The organism is Enterobacter cloacae complex sp. I2 (assembly GCF_014896205.1).
GTDB classification, from domain to species: domain Bacteria; phylum Pseudomonadota; class Gammaproteobacteria; order Enterobacterales; family Enterobacteriaceae; genus Enterobacter; species Enterobacter quasihormaechei.
The window spans coordinates 104,439-118,680 of record NZ_JADBRA010000015.1 but is presented as its reverse complement, the minus strand read 5'-3'; the positions used below and the strand labels follow the sequence as shown (position 1 = coordinate 118,680).

Sequence of the window (14,242 nt, the reverse complement as noted above, 5' to 3'; positions counted from 1 at the left end):
GGGGATCGGGACTTACTCTACGGTCAGTACGCGGGTGGTGTTGGTTGAGCCGATGGTGCTCATCACGTCACCCTGCGTCACGATAACGATATCGCCGGACACCAGGTAACCTTTGTCGCGCAGCAGATTTACCGCATCGTGCGCAGCGGCCACGCCGTCGTTAGTGCTGTCGAAGTGCACCGGCGTCACGCCGCGATACAGCGCCGTCAGGTTCAGCGTACGCTCGTGACGGGACATGGCGAAGATCGGCAGCCCGGAACTGATGCGGGACGTCATCAGCGCGGTACGGCCAGATTCGGTCATGGTGATGATTGCCGTGACCCCTTTCAGGTGGTTTGCGGCGTACATCGCGGACATCGCAATCGCTTCTTCCACATTGTCGAACTGAATATCCAGGCGGTGCTTGGAGACGTTAATGCTTGGGATCTTCTCTGCGCCCAGGCAGACGCGCGCCATGGCGGCCACGGTTTCCGCCGGATACTGACCGGCAGCGGTTTCGGCTGATAGCATCACCGCATCGGTTCCGTCCAGCACGGCGTTAGCCACGTCCATCACTTCCGCACGGGTCGGCATTGGGTTGGTGATCATGGATTCCATCATCTGGGTGGCGGTGATCACCGCACGGTTCAGCTGGCGCGCGCGACGGATCAGCGCTTTCTGGATGCCGACCAGCTCAGGATCGCCGATTTCTACACCCAGGTCACCACGGGCAACCATCACGACGTCAGACGCCAGAATCACGTCATCCATCGCGTCCTGGTCGCACACCGCTTCCGCGCGTTCAACTTTCGCAACGATTTTCGCATCGCAGCCCGCGTCGCGCGCCAGACGGCGAGCATAGTTCAGATCTTCGCCGCAGCGCGGGAAGGAGACGGCCAGATAATCTACGCCGATCTGTGCTGCGGTCACGATATCCGCTTTGTCTTTATCGGTCAGCGCTTCGGCAGACAGGCCACCGCCGAGCTTGTTGATGCCTTTGTTGTTGGAGAGCGGGCCGCCGACGGTCACTTCCGTGAACACCTTCATACCCTGAACTTCCAGCACTTTCAGCTGTACGCGACCGTCGTCCAGCAGCAGGATGTCGCCTGGCACAACGTCAGCAGGCAGACCTTTGTAGTCGATACCCACCTTCTCTTTATCGCCTTCACCTTTGCTCAGGTTGGCATCCAGCAGGAATTTGTCGCCGATGTTGAGGAAGACTTTGCCTTCTTTGAAGGTCGATACGCGAATTTTTGGACCTTGAAGATCGCCGAGGATAGCAACATGGCGGCCCAGTTTAGCTGCGATTTCACGCACTTTATCGGCACGTAATTTATGATCTTCTGGCGTACCGTGAGAGAAGTTCATACGCACCACGTTGGCACCCGCGGCGATAATCTTCTCGAGGTTATTATCGCGGTCAGTGGCCGGGCCTAAGGTGGTAACGATCTTGGTTCTGCGAAGCCTTCTGGACATGTAATACTCCGTTGACTGAAACAACTTTGGTGTTGCGTGAACATTGAATCGGACTTCATCTATTGCAAGGCAGTAGCGAGGGGACCGAATGCCGTAAATCGTACTTCGTCGTTATTAGGGAACATCGCTCTTTATAAGCAATTCTTTATCAAAACGCGATTCTTTCAGGGCTTCCTTGACCCGCTTCAAGTTATCCCGGAATTTTGCGCCCCGGCGTAAGGTAAAACCGGTCGCCAGCACGTCAATGACCGTCAACTGCGCCAGGCGGGAGACCATCGGCATGTAGACGTCGGTGTCCTCCGGTACGTCCAGGGTAATGGCGAGCGTCGCTTCCCGGGCCAGCGGCGTACCCGCCGTCGTCAGGGCGATGACCATCGCATCGTTGTCACGCGCGAGCTGCGCCAGCTCAACCTGGCTCTTGGTGCGGCCCGTGTGGGAGATGAGGACCACGACATCATCTTCGCTACAATTCATACAGCTCATGCGTTGCAGCACAATGTCATCGGAATAAATCACCGGCACGTTGAAGCGAAAGAATTTATTCATGGCGTCATGCGCCACGGCAGCCGACGAGCCAAGGCCAAAGAAGGCAATCCGTTTGGCCTGCGTGAGTAAATCAACCGCGCGGTTCACCGAACTCATATCCAGAGACTGGCGCACGTGGTCGAGCGTCGCCATAGCCGACTCAAATATTTTCGCCGTGTAAGCATCAACGCTGTCGTCTTCATCCACATTGCGATTAACATACGGGGTGCCGTTTGCCAGACTTTGGGCCAGATGCAGTTTAAAATCAGGAAAGCCGCGCGTGTCCAGACTACGACAGAATCGATTAACCGTCGGTTCGCTGACGCCCGATTCCTGTGCCAGAGCGGCGATGCTTGAATGAATCGCCTGAGCGGGGGCGGCGAGAATAACTTCAGCCACTTTGCGCTCGGATTTGCTAAGGTGTTCCAGTTGAAACTGGATTTTTTCCAGCATGTTCATTGTTAACAAGACGCTCATGAGGGCATAAACGATTTCATACAGAGATGAAACCCTGATTCGATTTAGCCGATATTACCCCCGGGACTTCCGAAAGGGTAACCGTCGACAAGAAATGTTGTTGTTTTTTTTCATTACTTGATCGACGTCGGGTTTTGCCCTGACTCCGTTGCGCAAAGAATCGACGTTTGTTGCGTCATTAAACGGGCTTAAAGGTCTGGACGACGAAAAATCGCCGTATCGCACGTGACGTTAAGCGCTAATGGTTTCAGGAAATGCGTAAAAGCAGTACAGTGCATTGTAATAAAATTACAACGATACCTGGCAGAGTACCAGGCGATCTAACTGAGGAGAATGACATGGCGGTAACGCAAACAGCCCAGGCATGTGACCTGGTCATTTTCGGCGCGAAAGGCGATCTTGCACGCCGAAAATTGCTGCCTTCCCTGTATCAGCTGGAAAAAGCGGGCCAGATCCATCCCGACACCCGAATCCTTGGGGTAGGGCGCGCCGACTGGGATAAAGAAGCTTATACCAAAGTCGTGCGCGAGGCGCTCGAAACGTTCATGAAAGAAAAAATCGATGAAAGCCTGTGGGATAAGCTGAGCGGGCGCCTCGATTTTTGTAACCTGGACGTCAATGATGTCAGCGCCTTTACCCGTCTGGGTGAAATGCTGGACCAGGAAAATCGCGTCACCATTAACTATTTCGCCATGCCGCCAAGCACCTTCGGCGCCATCTGCAAAGGTCTGGGCGAAGCGAAGCTGAACGCCAAACCGGCGCGCGTGGTGATGGAAAAGCCTCTGGGCACGTCGCTGGCAACCTCTCGTGAAATCAACGACCAGGTGGGCGAGTTCTTTGAGGAGTGCCAGGTTTACCGTATTGACCACTATCTGGGCAAAGAGACGGTTCTGAACCTGCTGGCGCTGCGCTTTGCAAACTCCCTGTTTGTGAACAACTGGGACAACCGCACCATCGATCACGTGGAAATTACCGTGGCGGAAGAGGTGGGTATCGAAGGCCGCTGGGGTTACTTTGACCAGGCCGGCCAGATGCGCGACATGATCCAGAACCACCTGCTGCAAATTCTGTGCATGATTGCCATGTCTCCACCGTCGGATCTGACGGCCGACAGCATTCGTGACGCCAAAGTAAAAGTGCTGAAATCACTGCGCCGTATCGACCGCTCCAACGTGCGTGAGAAAACCGTTCGCGGTCAGTACACCGCAGGTTTTGCCCAGGGGAAAAAAGTCCCTGGCTATCTGGAAGAAGAGGGCGCGAACAAGTCCAGCAATACCGAGACGTTTGTGGCGATCCGCGTGGATATCGACGACTGGCGCTGGGCCGGCGTGCCGTTCTACCTGCGTACCGGTAAGCGTCTGCCGGCAAAATGCTCCGAAGTGGTAGTCTACTTCAAAAACCCGGAACTGAACCTGTTCAAAGAATCCTGGCAGGAGCTGCCGCAGAACAAACTGACCATCCGTCTGCAACCGGACGAGGGTGTGGATATTCAGATCCTGAACAAAGTGCCGGGTCTTGATCACAAGCACAACCTGCAAACCACCAAGCTGGACCTGAGCTACTCTGAAACCTTCAACCAGACGCATCTGGCCGATGCTTACGAGCGTCTGCTGCTGGAAACCATGCGCGGTATCCAGGCGCTGTTCGTCCGTCGCGATGAAGTGGAAGAGGCGTGGAAATGGGTTGACTCCATTACCGAAGCGTGGGCTGCCGATCAGGATGCGCCAAAACCGTATCAGGCGGGAACATGGGGACCAGTTGCCTCCGTTGCGATGATCACCCGCGATGGCCGCTCCTGGAACGAGTTTGAGTAAAGCCCTCTAGCCCATAGGTGTTATTTTACCGGTAACATGATCTAACACAGCAAGTGGCATCATTTTTACTTTTTAAGCTCCGCGTGGATTCACCCGCGGAGCTTTTTTTATTACACTCCCCTTAGACATTTTGCCCCTGTGCTCCGGATAACAGGCGTTTCAGCGTTGTTAACAACCGTCAGAACCTGTGTAAACTCCCGAGCCCGGACAGATAAATTAGAGGAGCTTTTATGAATCCGACATTGTTACGCGTAACACAACGCATAATTGAGCGCTCGAAAGAGACCCGTTCTGCCTACCTCGCCCGCATCGAACAGGCGAAGAGCGAAACGGTCCACCGCTCGCAGCTGGCCTGCGGGAATCTGGCCCACGGCTTCGCCGCCTGTCAGCCTGGCGATAAAGACGCGCTGAAAAGCATGTTGCGTAACAACATCGCCATTATTACCTCCTATAACGACATGCTCTCTGCCCACCAGCCGTACGAGGTTTACCCGAACATCATTCGCAACGCACTGCATAGCGTAAACGCGGTGGGCCAGGTTGCGGGCGGCGTGCCGGCCATGTGCGACGGCGTCACCCAGGGGCAGGACGGCATGGAGCTGTCGCTGCTGAGCCGCGAAGTGATCGCCATGTCTGCGGCGGTTGGCCTCTCGCACAATATGTTTGATGGCGCGCTCTATCTGGGCGTGTGCGACAAAATCGTCCCGGGGCTGGTGATGGCCGCGCTGTCGTTTGGCCATCTGCCAGCGATTTTTGTGCCGTCAGGTCCGATGGCAAGCGGTCTGCCGAATAAAGAAAAAGTACGTATTCGCCAGCTGTATGCCGAAGGAAAAGCGGATCGTAAGGCGCTGCTGGAAGCGGAAGCCGCGTCTTACCACGCGCCGGGCACCTGTACGTTCTACGGTACGGCCAACACCAACCAGATGGTGGTGGAGTTTATGGGAATGCAGCTGCCGGGCTCCTCGTTCATTCAGCCGGACGCGCCGCTGCGTAAGGCGCTGACCGAAGCCGCAGCCCGTCAGGTCACCCGCCTGACCGGTAACGGCAACGAATGGATGCCGATGGGCAAAATGGTGGATGAAAAAGTCATCGTCAACGGTATCGTTGCCCTGCTGGCAACCGGCGGTTCAACCAACCACACCATGCACCTGGTCGCAATGGCGCGCGCGGCGGGCATTCTGATTAACTGGGATGACTTCTCCGATATCTCCTCCGTGGTGCCGCTGATGGCGCGTCTGTACCCGAACGGTCCGGCGGACATCAACCACTTCCAGGCGGCGGGCGGCGTGCCGGTGCTGATGCGCGAGCTGCTGAAAGGCGGCCTGCTGCATGAGGATGTCAACACGGTGGCGGGCTTTGGCCTGCATCGCTATACCCTTGAGCCATGGCTGAACAACGGTGAGCTGGACTGGCGTGAAGGGGCGAGCGACTCGCTCGATCCGCAGGTCATTGCCACCTTCGAGAAACCGTTCTCTCCTCACGGCGGCACCAAAGTGCTGAGCGGTAACCTTGGGCGTGCGGTGATGAAAACCTCTGCCGTGCCGGAAGAGAATCAGGTGATTGAAGCCCCGGCCGTGGTGTTCGAAAGCCAGCACGACGTTTTACCTGCCTTTGACGCGGGTCTGCTGGATAAAGACTGCGTGGTCGTTGTGCGTCATCAGGGACCAAAAGCGAACGGGATGCCAGAATTACATAAACTTATGCCGCCGCTTGGTGTATTATTGGACCGCCGTTTCAAAATTGCGCTGGTCACCGATGGACGCCTCTCCGGGGCATCCGGTAAAGTGCCTTCAGCTATCCACGTCACCCCGGAAGCCTACGACGGTGGCCTGCTGGCGAAAGTCCGTGATGGTGACATGATCCGCGTTAACGGTCAGACAGGTGAGTTAACCCTGCTGGTGGATGAAGCAGAGCTGGCGGCACGTCAGCCACATATTCCTGACCTGAGCGCGTCGCGCGTGGGTACCGGACGTGAAATGTTTGGTGCGTTGCGTGAGAAACTCTCCGGTGCGGAGCAGGGCGCAACCTGTATTACGTTTTAAGACGACTTGATTTTAACGATCTGGCGAGAGAAAACTCTGATGAAAAACTGGAAAACAAGTGCAGAAGCAATCCTGACCACTGGCCCTGTCGTGCCGGTTATTGTGGTAAATAAACTGGAGCACGCTGTTCCGATGGCGAAGGCGCTGGTTGCGGGTGGCGTTCGCGTTCTGGAAGTGACCCTGCGTACTGCATGTGCGATGGATGCGATCCGCGCTATCGCCAAAGAAGTGCCGGACGCGATCGTTGGTGCAGGTACGGTTCTGAATGCGCAGCAGCTGGCGGAAGTGACCGAAGCGGGCGCACAGTTTGCCATCAGCCCGGGTCTGACCGAGCCGCTGCTGAAAGCCGCAACCGAAGGCACTATTCCTCTGATCCCGGGTATCAGCACCGTTTCTGAACTGATGCTGGGCATGGATTACGGCCTGAAAGAGTTTAAATTCTTCCCGGCTGAAGCGAACGGCGGCACCAAAGCGTTGCAGGCGATTGCGGGTCCATTCTCGCAGGTGCGTTTCTGCCCAACGGGCGGTATCTCTCCGGCCAACTACCGCGACTACCTGGCGCTGAAAAGCGTGCTGTGCATCGGCGGCTCCTGGCTGGTTCCTGCGGATGCGCTGGAAGCGGGCGACTGGGATCGCATCACTAAACTGGCTCGCGAAGCGGTAGAAGGCGCGAAACAGTAAGCGATTCGCAGTAAGAAAAACGGGCCACGTGGCCCGTTTTTTTTATCCTGCAACGCTGACGTTCGCAGCCGCTCTTTTCGCTCTTGCAACGGCTTCGTCCACGTTATCCCCGGTTGCTAACGCCACGCCCAGACGACGGGCGCCGTCGATCTCCGGTTTGCCGAACAGTCGGACCTGCAAGCCTGCGCCAACCGCACCTTCGACGTTATCAAAAGTGACATTCTGGCTGGTCAGCTGCGGCAGGATCACCGCGGAGGCAGCCGGGCCGTACTTACGAATGCCGCCAACCGGCAGGCCGAGGAAAGCGCGCACGTGCAGCGCAAACTCGGAGAGATCCTGTGAAATCAGCGTGACCATACCGGTATCGTGCGGGCGAGGGGAGACTTCGCTGAAAATCACCTCGTCGCCGCAAACAAACAGCTCCACCCCGAACAGGCCGTAGCCGCCCAGCGCCAGCACCGTCTTGCGGGCGATCTCCTGCGCGCGCGCCAGCGCCAGCGCGCTCATCTGCTGCGGCTGCCAGGATTCGCGATAATCGCCGTCTTCCTGACGATGACCAATCGGGTCGCAGAAATAAACGCCGTCCACGGCGCTGACGGTAAGCAGGGTAATTTCGAAATCAAACTTCACCACGCCTTCCACGATGACGCGCCCGGCACCGGCACGACCGCCCTGCTGGGCATAGTCCCAGGCCTGGTCCAGCGTACTGCTGTCGCGGATAAAGCTCTGCCCTTTGCCGGAGGAGCTCATTACCGGCTTAATGATGCACGGGTAGCCAATCTCTTCGACGGCATGGAGAAACGCAGCTTTATCCCCGGCAAAACGGTAGCTTGACGTCGGGAGCTGTAATTCTTCTGCGGCCAGGCGACGAATGCCTTCCCGGTTCATGGTCAGTTTTGCCGCTGTGGCGCAAGGCACTACGCGCTGGCCTTCCTGCTCAAGGGCAACCAACACCTCAGTGGCAATGGCCTCAATTTCAGGCACCACGAAATCCGGTTTTTCCTCGGCAATCAACGCCCGCAGGGCATTGCCGTCAAGCATATCGATGACGTGCGAGCGATGCGCGACGTGCATCGCTGGAGCGTTAGCGTAACGGTCCACCGCAATCACCTCTACGCCCAAACGCTGGCATTCAATGGCCACTTCTTTACCCAGTTCACCCGATCCCAACAGCATTACGCGCGTCGCGGCAGGGCGCAGCGCGGTTCCTAAACGAGTCATAAAATCCCCCTGAAAAAGTTGCGGGCAGTATAAACGAAAACGTTTGCGTCTGTCTTGTATGGGGATAGCCAGGGCAGGGGAGAAATTTGCGCTTCTTTAGCACTGACAGACATTTCCTGACACCTGCTCGCTTAGGCTGTGAAAGTACGCACCGTAACGTGAGGAAAAATATGTCAGGCTGGATGAATCAACTGCAATCCCTGTTGGGACAAAAAGGCTCGTCGTCCGGCGAGCAGGGTCTAAGCAAGCTGCTGGTGCCGGGAGCGCTCGGCGGGCTGGCCGGTTTGCTGGTTGCCAATAAATCATCGCGGAAGCTGCTGACGAAATATGGCACCGGCGCGCTGCTGGCGGGCGGAGGAGCCATTGCGGGCAGCGTTTTATGGAATAAATACAAGGACAAAGTGCGCAACGCGCATCAGGATGAACCGCAGTACGGGAAGCAGGCGACGTCGCTAGACGTACGCACCGAGCGTCTGATCCTCGCGCTGGTGTTCGCGGCCAAAAGCGACGGGCATATCGATGCCAGTGAACGCGCCGCGATCGAACAGCAGATGCGGGAAGCGGGCGTCGAGGAGCAGGGCAGGGCGCTGGTGGCGCAGGCCATTGAACAGCCGCTCGATCCGCAGCGCCTGGCGCAAAGCGTGAAAAACGAAGAAGAGGCGCTCGAACTCTATTTTCTGAGCTGTGCCGCTATTGATGTCGATCACTTTATGGAGCGCAGCTACCTAAACGCCCTCGGCGATGCGCTGAAGATCCCGCAGGACGTTCGTGAGGGGATCGAGCAGGATATTCAGCAGCAGAAACAGACCCTCGCGGGCTAGAAGGGCATGTTTCGCTTGCATCATACGCGCGTTTTGCCAACCTTATAGGATGTAAAACGAAAAAGTAAGAATGCCATGCCTCCAAAAGCCCGACGTACTCCTTATGCGATCGTCACGCATGGCGATACGCGTATAGATAACTACTACTGGCTGCGGGACGATTCTCGTTCCCGGCCAGAGGTGCTCGACTATCTGCACGAGGAAAACGACTATGGCCGAAAGGTCATGGCCAGCCAGCAGGCGCTTCAGGACAGGCTCCTGAGCGAAATGGTGCAGCGTATTCCCCAGCGCGATGTCTCAGCCCCATGGTGCAAAAATGGCTATCGCTATCGCCATATTTACGAGCCGGGAAACGAATATCCCATCTATCAGCGCCAGTCGGTGCTGAGTGCCGAGTGGGACGAATGGGATATCCTGCTTGATGCCAACAAACGTGCGGCCCACAGTGAGTTTTACACGCTGGGCGGCATGTCGATTTCCCCTGATAACGCCATTATGGCGCTGGCGGAGGATTATCTTTCCCGCCGGCAGTACGGTTTGCGCTTCCGCAATCTTGAAACGGGGAACTGGTATCCCGAAATGCTGGATAATGTTTCCCCCGATTTTGTCTGGGGCAACGATTCAGAAACGGTCTACTACGTTAAAAAGCATGCCTCAACGCTGCTGCCTTATCAGGTCTGGCGCCACACGGTGGGGACCGATTCCGCCGACGACGAGCTGGTGTACGAGGAAAAAGACGAGACGTTTTACGTCAGCCTGCATAAAACTTCGTCTCGCCACTACGTGATTATCTTCCTTGCCAGCGCCACCACCTCTGAGGTGCTGCTGCTGGATGCCGAACTGCCGGATGCGCAGCCGCTGTGCTTCCTGCCGCGCCGTAAAGATCATGAGTACAGCCTGGATCACTTCCAGCACAGCTTTTACCTGCGTTCAAATCGCGAGGGCAAAAACTTTGGCCTTTATAAAACCAAAGTGCGCGATGAACGGAAGTGGGAAGTGTTAATTCCCGCGCGCGATCAGGTGATGCTGGAGGGGTTCACCCTATTTACAGACTGGCTGGTGGTGGAAGAGCGTCAGCGCGGGCTGACCAGTATCCGCCAAATCAACCGCAAAACCCGCGAGGTGGTGGGTATTGCGTTTGATGACCCGGCTTACGTCACGTGGATTGGCTTTAACCCGGAACCGGAATCGTCCCGCCTGCGGTATGGCTATTCGTCGATGACTACCCCGGACACGTTGTTTGAACTTGATATGGACACCGGGCAGCGTCAGGTGATTAAACAGGCGGAGGTCCGGGGATTTGAGTCGGAGAATTATCGCAGTGAGCACCTGTGGGTGACCGCGCGCGACGGCGTCGAAGTCCCCGTGTCTCTCGTCTACCACAAGGATCACTTCAACAAAGGCAAAAACCCCTTACTCGTCTACGGTTATGGCTCCTATGGATCCAGCATGGACGCCGATTTCAGCAGCAGCAGGCTGAGCCTGCTCGACCGTGGCTTTGTTTATGCGATTGCCCATATTCGCGGCGGCGGCGAGCTGGGGCAGCACTGGTATGAAGACGGTAAATTTCTCAAAAAGAAAAATACCTTCAATGATTACCTGGACGTCTGCGATGCGCTGCTCGCCCAGGGGTATGGCGATCCGCAGCTCTGCTTTGGCATGGGGGGCAGCGCCGGAGGCATGCTAATGGGCGCTGTGATTAACCAGCGGCCTGAACTTTTTAAAGGCGTTATCGCCCAGGTGCCGTTTGTGGACGTGGTGACGACCATGCTGGATGAGTCTATTCCGCTGACCACCGGTGAGTTTGAGGAGTGGGGGAACCCGCAGGATGAAACCTATTACCGGTACATGAAAGAGTACAGTCCGTACGATAACGTCGAGGCGAAAGCCTATCCGCATATGCTGGTGACCACCGGTCTGCACGATTCCCAGGTGCAGTACTGGGAGCCAGCGAAATGGGTGGCGAAGCTGCGCGAGCTGAAAACAGACGATAATCTGCTGCTGCTGTGTACCGATATGGACTCGGGGCACGGGGGGAAATCAGGGCGATTTAAATCCTATGAAGGGGTGGCGCTGGAGTATGCCTTTTTGATTGGCCTGGCGCAGGATACGCTGCCAGGCCGCGAGGGAACTCAGGCTTCGCCTAAATAATGCTTCAGCGTCAGGCGCAGTTCCGGGCTCATTCTGTCGAGGTTGTTGTACAGCCAGCGCAGGTAGCCCGGATCGTTTTCCGCCACTTCCGCTACCGGTTTCCCCCGGTATTTACCGAACGTGAAGGTGGTCAGTAGTGCGGGGCGGCCGGTAATGGTCGCCATATCGTCTGGCGTCCAGCCGGATGTATTCATAATATCAATCAGGAGCGCCGCGGTGATGTAGCAGTCATACAGGGCGCGGTGATGATGCAGCCCTTCCGGCGTCCGCACGCTGAGTTTGCGCGACTTATACAGCGCCATATTGCTGTATTTGATCCCCGGCCACAGGCGGCGCGCCAGCTTCATGGTGCAAATCCATTCGCCGGGCATCTCCGGCAGCACACGGCGGTCAAAACTGGCGTTATGCGCGACGTACCACTGGCTGCCGTGGTAAAGGGGGATGATCTCTTCAATCCACGGCTTGTCCGCCACCATCGATTCCGTAATGCGATGAATGGCCATCGCCTGCGCACTGATGGGACGATCCGGGCGCACCAGGTGGCTCATTGGGTTGACTATCTTTCCGTCAATCACGTCGACAGAAGCGACTTCCACAATTCCGCCCTGCAAATCGCAAGTTTCGGTATCAATAACGCGTAGCATTGATCGCTCCTGATCCTAAAAGGCTTAGCCTAATGGAATGATATCGCCTTGCCAACCCTGTCGGCCTAAAGAACCGGTTAACAGCAGTTCGCCCTTGTCGGCACGCACGATAAGCTGACCTTTTTCATCCCATAACGCGCTGCCGCTGCGCGCGTTCGCCATCAACACCGCGATGGCGTATTTATGCGCGAAGCGTTGTAACGAACCGATGGACTGCCGCCAGCGTTGCTCGCCCACCGCCAGGCTGCTGGTGAACAGGGTTGCCTCCGGGTCCAGTTCCGGGGCGTCAGCCTGGTTATCAACGATGGATAGTCGTTTATCGCCGGGTATCACACCCGCACCGTTGCCCTGCGGATAACGCCGGATGGTCGACAGGCTGGGCGTGAAAAGCGCGAGTCCTTTCTGACGCTGACCGTGTTGCTGGAGCGTAATACCGGCAATCACCGTGATGAAACGTGACTGCGCGGCGTGAAGGAGGGGAGCGAGCTGTAAATCGTCAGGCGGTGGGGGTAAGGTTGCCCCGCCAGGGCCGGTAAGGGAAAGCTCGGGAAAGACCACTAAATCGCACCCCTGGCAGGCCGCCTCGTCAATGAAGTGCAGGTGGTGTTTTACGTGCTCATCAACACAGTTGTGCCGCGGAGCATACTGGGCCGCGGCTATATTCCATCGTGACATCGTGACTTCCTTATACACTAAGTCGCTGGGATTTTAAGATTACACCTAAATTTATCAGGGTTTTCTTATCCTGCCACATAACGCGTAAGGAAGTGTAACGAGACGTTAAGCTTATTTAACTTTAGGTTCGTACGGCAGGCGCGAGAGGTTGACGGAAGCGAGGCGATGCGCGATCAGACGTTCGCGAAACCAGTCGCGCAGATGCGCAGGCTGTTCACGCTCTACCACTTCAGCCACGACGGGCATATTGTAACGCTCTTTGAATGCGACACCCGCGGCGGCGAGATCGACATTCACTTTGTCCATCTCGTCCTGAGGAAGGGCGGCCAGGTTAACGTTCATTTCCTTCTCCTTTTTCTGCGGCGGCAACGTTACCGCGATTGTTCAACGATGACAAGGGAGCAAAGGATGTTCCTCGACTCGTTAATTATACAGAGTTATTCTTTAGCATTCAGGCATAACGAAAAGGAATGATTGTGATGCACTTTACCCCTTCCCGCGTCGCGTGCGCGCTGGTTTTTCTGCTCTCTTCAGCAACCGCGCCCGCAGCTCTGGCCCATGCGCACCTTAAGCAACAATTCCCGCAGGAGAATACCGTCGCGACGGCACCCGACGTCATTACCCTGAATTTCTCGGAAGGCATTGAGCCAGCCTTTAGCGGCGTTGTGGTGACGGACGCGCAGAAGCACACGATCCAGACCGGTGCGGTGAAGCGTGACGAGAAAGATAACGCAAAGCTGATTGTTCCCCTTGAGAAACCGTTGCCGACCGGCACCTACACGGTGGACTGGCACGTGGTCTCCGTGGACGGTCACAAAACCAAGGGCAGCTATCACTTTAGCGTGAAATAGTATGCTGGCCCTGAGCTACGTAGCGTTACGCTTTATCCATTTTGCTGCGCTGATGCAGCTTTTCGGCAACGCGCTTTACAGCGTCTGGTTTGCACCGTCTTCGTTGCAGCGACTCATGACGCAACGTTTCCAGCGCCAGCAGAAAATCGCGGCCTTAATCAGCCTGATGGCTGCTCTGCTGATGTTCGGCCTGCAAAGTGGGTTAATGGGTAACGGCTGGGGCGACGTCATTAGCCCGGCGGTCTGGCGCAGTGTGCTCGGAACGCAGTTTGGTGGCGTCTGGCTGTGGCAAATGGTTTTGGCCGCTGTGACCGCGGGCGCGGCATGGCTAACTCCGCAGAAAGGCTCGCGGCTGTTACTGCTTGCCATGGGGCAACTTGTGCTGCTGGCGGGCGTCGGACATGCCGCAATGAACGGCGGCGCACCGGGAGCGTTGCATCGTCTGAACCATGCGCTTCATCTGCTGTGCGCCGCGACCTGGGTGGGCGGATTACTGCCGCTGCTGTTCTGTATGCGTCTGGCGAAAGGCCGCTGGCAGCCAGCCGCTATCTTCACCATGATGCGCTTCTCCCGCGTGGGGCATTACGCCGTTGGCGGCGTGCTGCTGACCGGGATCATCAACACGCTCTTTATTGTGGGCTTAGACGTGCCGTGGCAGGCGCCTTATGTACGGCTGTTGTTGTTCAAATGTGCGCTGGTCATCATGATGGTGGCAATTGCGCTGGCGAATCGGTATTTTCTTGTGCCACGCTTTCGCCCTGATGCCGGGCGGGAACAACAGATTTTTATCAGGATGACACAGGCAGAAGTGGTGCTGGGCGCGCTGGTACTGGCGGCCGTCAGCCTGTTCGCGACCTGGGAACCCTTCTGACAAGGTTAAATAAC

Annotated in this window: 13 protein-coding genes; 7 read left to right on the top strand and 6 right to left on the bottom strand. The window is 56.7% G+C overall.

Annotated features, from left to right (window positions below; translation table 11 throughout):
- Nucleotides 1–12: 12 nt before the first annotated feature.
- Nucleotides 13–1,455, bottom strand: coding sequence for a pyruvate kinase (gene pyk, locus IM300_RS14555; RefSeq protein ID WP_010432595.1), 1,443 nt, complete (start codon nt 1,453–1,455; stop codon nt 13–15).
- 114 nt (nt 1,456–1,569) lie between these two features.
- Nucleotides 1,570–2,439: a MurR/RpiR family transcriptional regulator gene (locus IM300_RS14550; RefSeq protein ID WP_063450107.1), complete on the bottom strand. Its 870-nt coding sequence runs from the start codon at nt 2,437–2,439 to the stop codon at nt 1,570–1,572.
- Between the two features lie 356 nt (nt 2,440–2,795).
- Here IM300_RS14550 and zwf point away from each other — a divergent pair, with 356 nt between their 5' ends.
- From zwf to kdgA, 3 genes are all read left to right on the top strand, one after another.
- Nucleotides 2,796–4,271 carry a glucose-6-phosphate dehydrogenase gene (zwf, locus tag IM300_RS14545; protein WP_022648481.1) on the top strand — a complete coding sequence of 492 codons (1,476 nt, stop codon included), beginning with the start codon at nt 2,796–2,798 and terminating at the stop codon, nt 4,269–4,271.
- Nucleotides 4,272–4,501: 230 nt separating this feature from the next.
- Nucleotides 4,502–6,313 carry a phosphogluconate dehydratase gene (gene edd / locus IM300_RS14540; RefSeq protein ID WP_107535601.1) on the top strand — a complete coding sequence of 604 codons (1,812 nt, stop codon included), beginning with the start codon at nt 4,502–4,504 and terminating at the stop codon, nt 6,311–6,313.
- A 39-nt stretch (nt 6,314–6,352) separates the two neighbouring features.
- The gene (kdgA, locus tag IM300_RS14535) at nt 6,353–6,994 is read left to right on the top strand and encodes a bifunctional 4-hydroxy-2-oxoglutarate aldolase/2-dehydro-3-deoxy-phosphogluconate aldolase (RefSeq protein ID WP_063450105.1); all 642 of its coding nucleotides are present in this window, start codon (nt 6,353–6,355) and stop codon (nt 6,992–6,994) included.
- 42 nt (nt 6,995–7,036) lie between these two features.
- On the opposite strand, the gene purT is transcribed toward kdgA, so the two are convergent.
- Complete coding sequence (gene purT / locus IM300_RS14530) at nt 7,037–8,215, bottom strand: formate-dependent phosphoribosylglycinamide formyltransferase (RefSeq protein WP_193037085.1); 1,179 nt, start codon at nt 8,213–8,215, stop codon at nt 7,037–7,039.
- 170 nt (nt 8,216–8,385) lie between these two features.
- Here purT and IM300_RS14525 point away from each other — a divergent pair, with 170 nt between their 5' ends.
- Nucleotides 8,386–9,036, top strand: a complete 651-nt coding sequence (locus IM300_RS14525; RefSeq protein WP_063450103.1) for a tellurite resistance TerB family protein — start codon at nt 8,386–8,388, stop codon at nt 9,034–9,036.
- Nucleotides 9,037–9,111: 75 nt separating this feature from the next.
- The gene (ptrB, locus tag IM300_RS14520; protein ID WP_193037083.1) at nt 9,112–11,187 is read left to right on the top strand and encodes an oligopeptidase B; all 2,076 of its coding nucleotides are present in this window, start codon (nt 9,112–9,114) and stop codon (nt 11,185–11,187) included.
- Here ptrB and exoX read toward each other — a convergent pair.
- From exoX to IM300_RS14505, 3 genes are all read right to left on the bottom strand, one after another.
- The gene (exoX, locus tag IM300_RS14515) at nt 11,169–11,831 is read right to left on the bottom strand and encodes an exodeoxyribonuclease X (RefSeq protein ID WP_193037081.1); all 663 of its coding nucleotides are present in this window, start codon (nt 11,829–11,831) and stop codon (nt 11,169–11,171) included. The genes ptrB and exoX overlap by 19 nt on opposite strands.
- A 24-nt stretch (nt 11,832–11,855) precedes the next feature.
- A complete protein-coding gene (locus IM300_RS14510) occupies nt 11,856–12,506 on the bottom strand; it encodes a carbon-nitrogen hydrolase family protein (protein WP_193037079.1) in 651 nt (216 codons plus the stop codon).
- Between the two features lie 111 nt (nt 12,507–12,617).
- Entirely contained in the window at nt 12,618–12,848 is a 231-nt protein-coding gene (locus IM300_RS14505) for a DNA polymerase III subunit theta (protein WP_003859784.1), read from the bottom strand.
- Between the two features lie 137 nt (nt 12,849–12,985).
- Between IM300_RS14505 and yobA the strand changes: the two genes are divergently transcribed.
- A complete protein-coding gene (yobA, locus tag IM300_RS14500; RefSeq protein ID WP_193037100.1) occupies nt 12,986–13,357 on the top strand; it encodes a CopC domain-containing protein YobA in 372 nt (123 codons plus the stop codon).
- Between the two features lies 1 nt (nt 13,358).
- Entirely contained in the window at nt 13,359–14,228 is an 870-nt protein-coding gene (gene copD / locus IM300_RS14495; protein WP_193037077.1) for a copper homeostasis membrane protein CopD, read from the top strand.
- The last annotated feature ends 14 nt before the right edge of the window (nt 14,229–14,242 follow it).

Coding starts and splice junctions, on each gene's coding strand:
- pyk (WP_010432595.1), bottom strand. CDS start 1,455: ATGTCCAGAAGGCTTCGCAGAACCAAGATCGTTACCACCTTAGGCCCG.
- IM300_RS14550 (WP_063450107.1), bottom strand. CDS start 2,439: ATGAACATGCTGGAAAAAATCCAGTTTCAACTGGAACACCTTAGCAAA.
- zwf (WP_022648481.1), top strand. CDS start 2,796: ATGGCGGTAACGCAAACAGCCCAGGCATGTGACCTGGTCATTTTCGGC.
- edd (WP_107535601.1), top strand. CDS start 4,502: ATGAATCCGACATTGTTACGCGTAACACAACGCATAATTGAGCGCTCG.
- kdgA (WP_063450105.1), top strand. CDS start 6,353: ATGAAAAACTGGAAAACAAGTGCAGAAGCAATCCTGACCACTGGCCCT.
- purT (WP_193037085.1), bottom strand. CDS start 8,215: ATGACTCGTTTAGGAACCGCGCTGCGCCCTGCCGCGACGCGCGTAATG.
- IM300_RS14525 (WP_063450103.1), top strand. CDS start 8,386: ATGTCAGGCTGGATGAATCAACTGCAATCCCTGTTGGGACAAAAAGGC.
- ptrB (WP_193037083.1), top strand. CDS start 9,112: ATGCCTCCAAAAGCCCGACGTACTCCTTATGCGATCGTCACGCATGGC.
- exoX (WP_193037081.1), bottom strand. CDS start 11,831: ATGCTACGCGTTATTGATACCGAAACTTGCGATTTGCAGGGCGGAATT.
- IM300_RS14510 (WP_193037079.1), bottom strand. CDS start 12,506: ATGTCACGATGGAATATAGCCGCGGCCCAGTATGCTCCGCGGCACAAC.
- IM300_RS14505 (WP_003859784.1), bottom strand. CDS start 12,848: ATGAACGTTAACCTGGCCGCCCTTCCTCAGGACGAGATGGACAAAGTG.
- yobA (WP_193037100.1), top strand. CDS start 12,986: ATGCACTTTACCCCTTCCCGCGTCGCGTGCGCGCTGGTTTTTCTGCTC.
- copD (WP_193037077.1), top strand. CDS start 13,359: ATGCTGGCCCTGAGCTACGTAGCGTTACGCTTTATCCATTTTGCTGCG.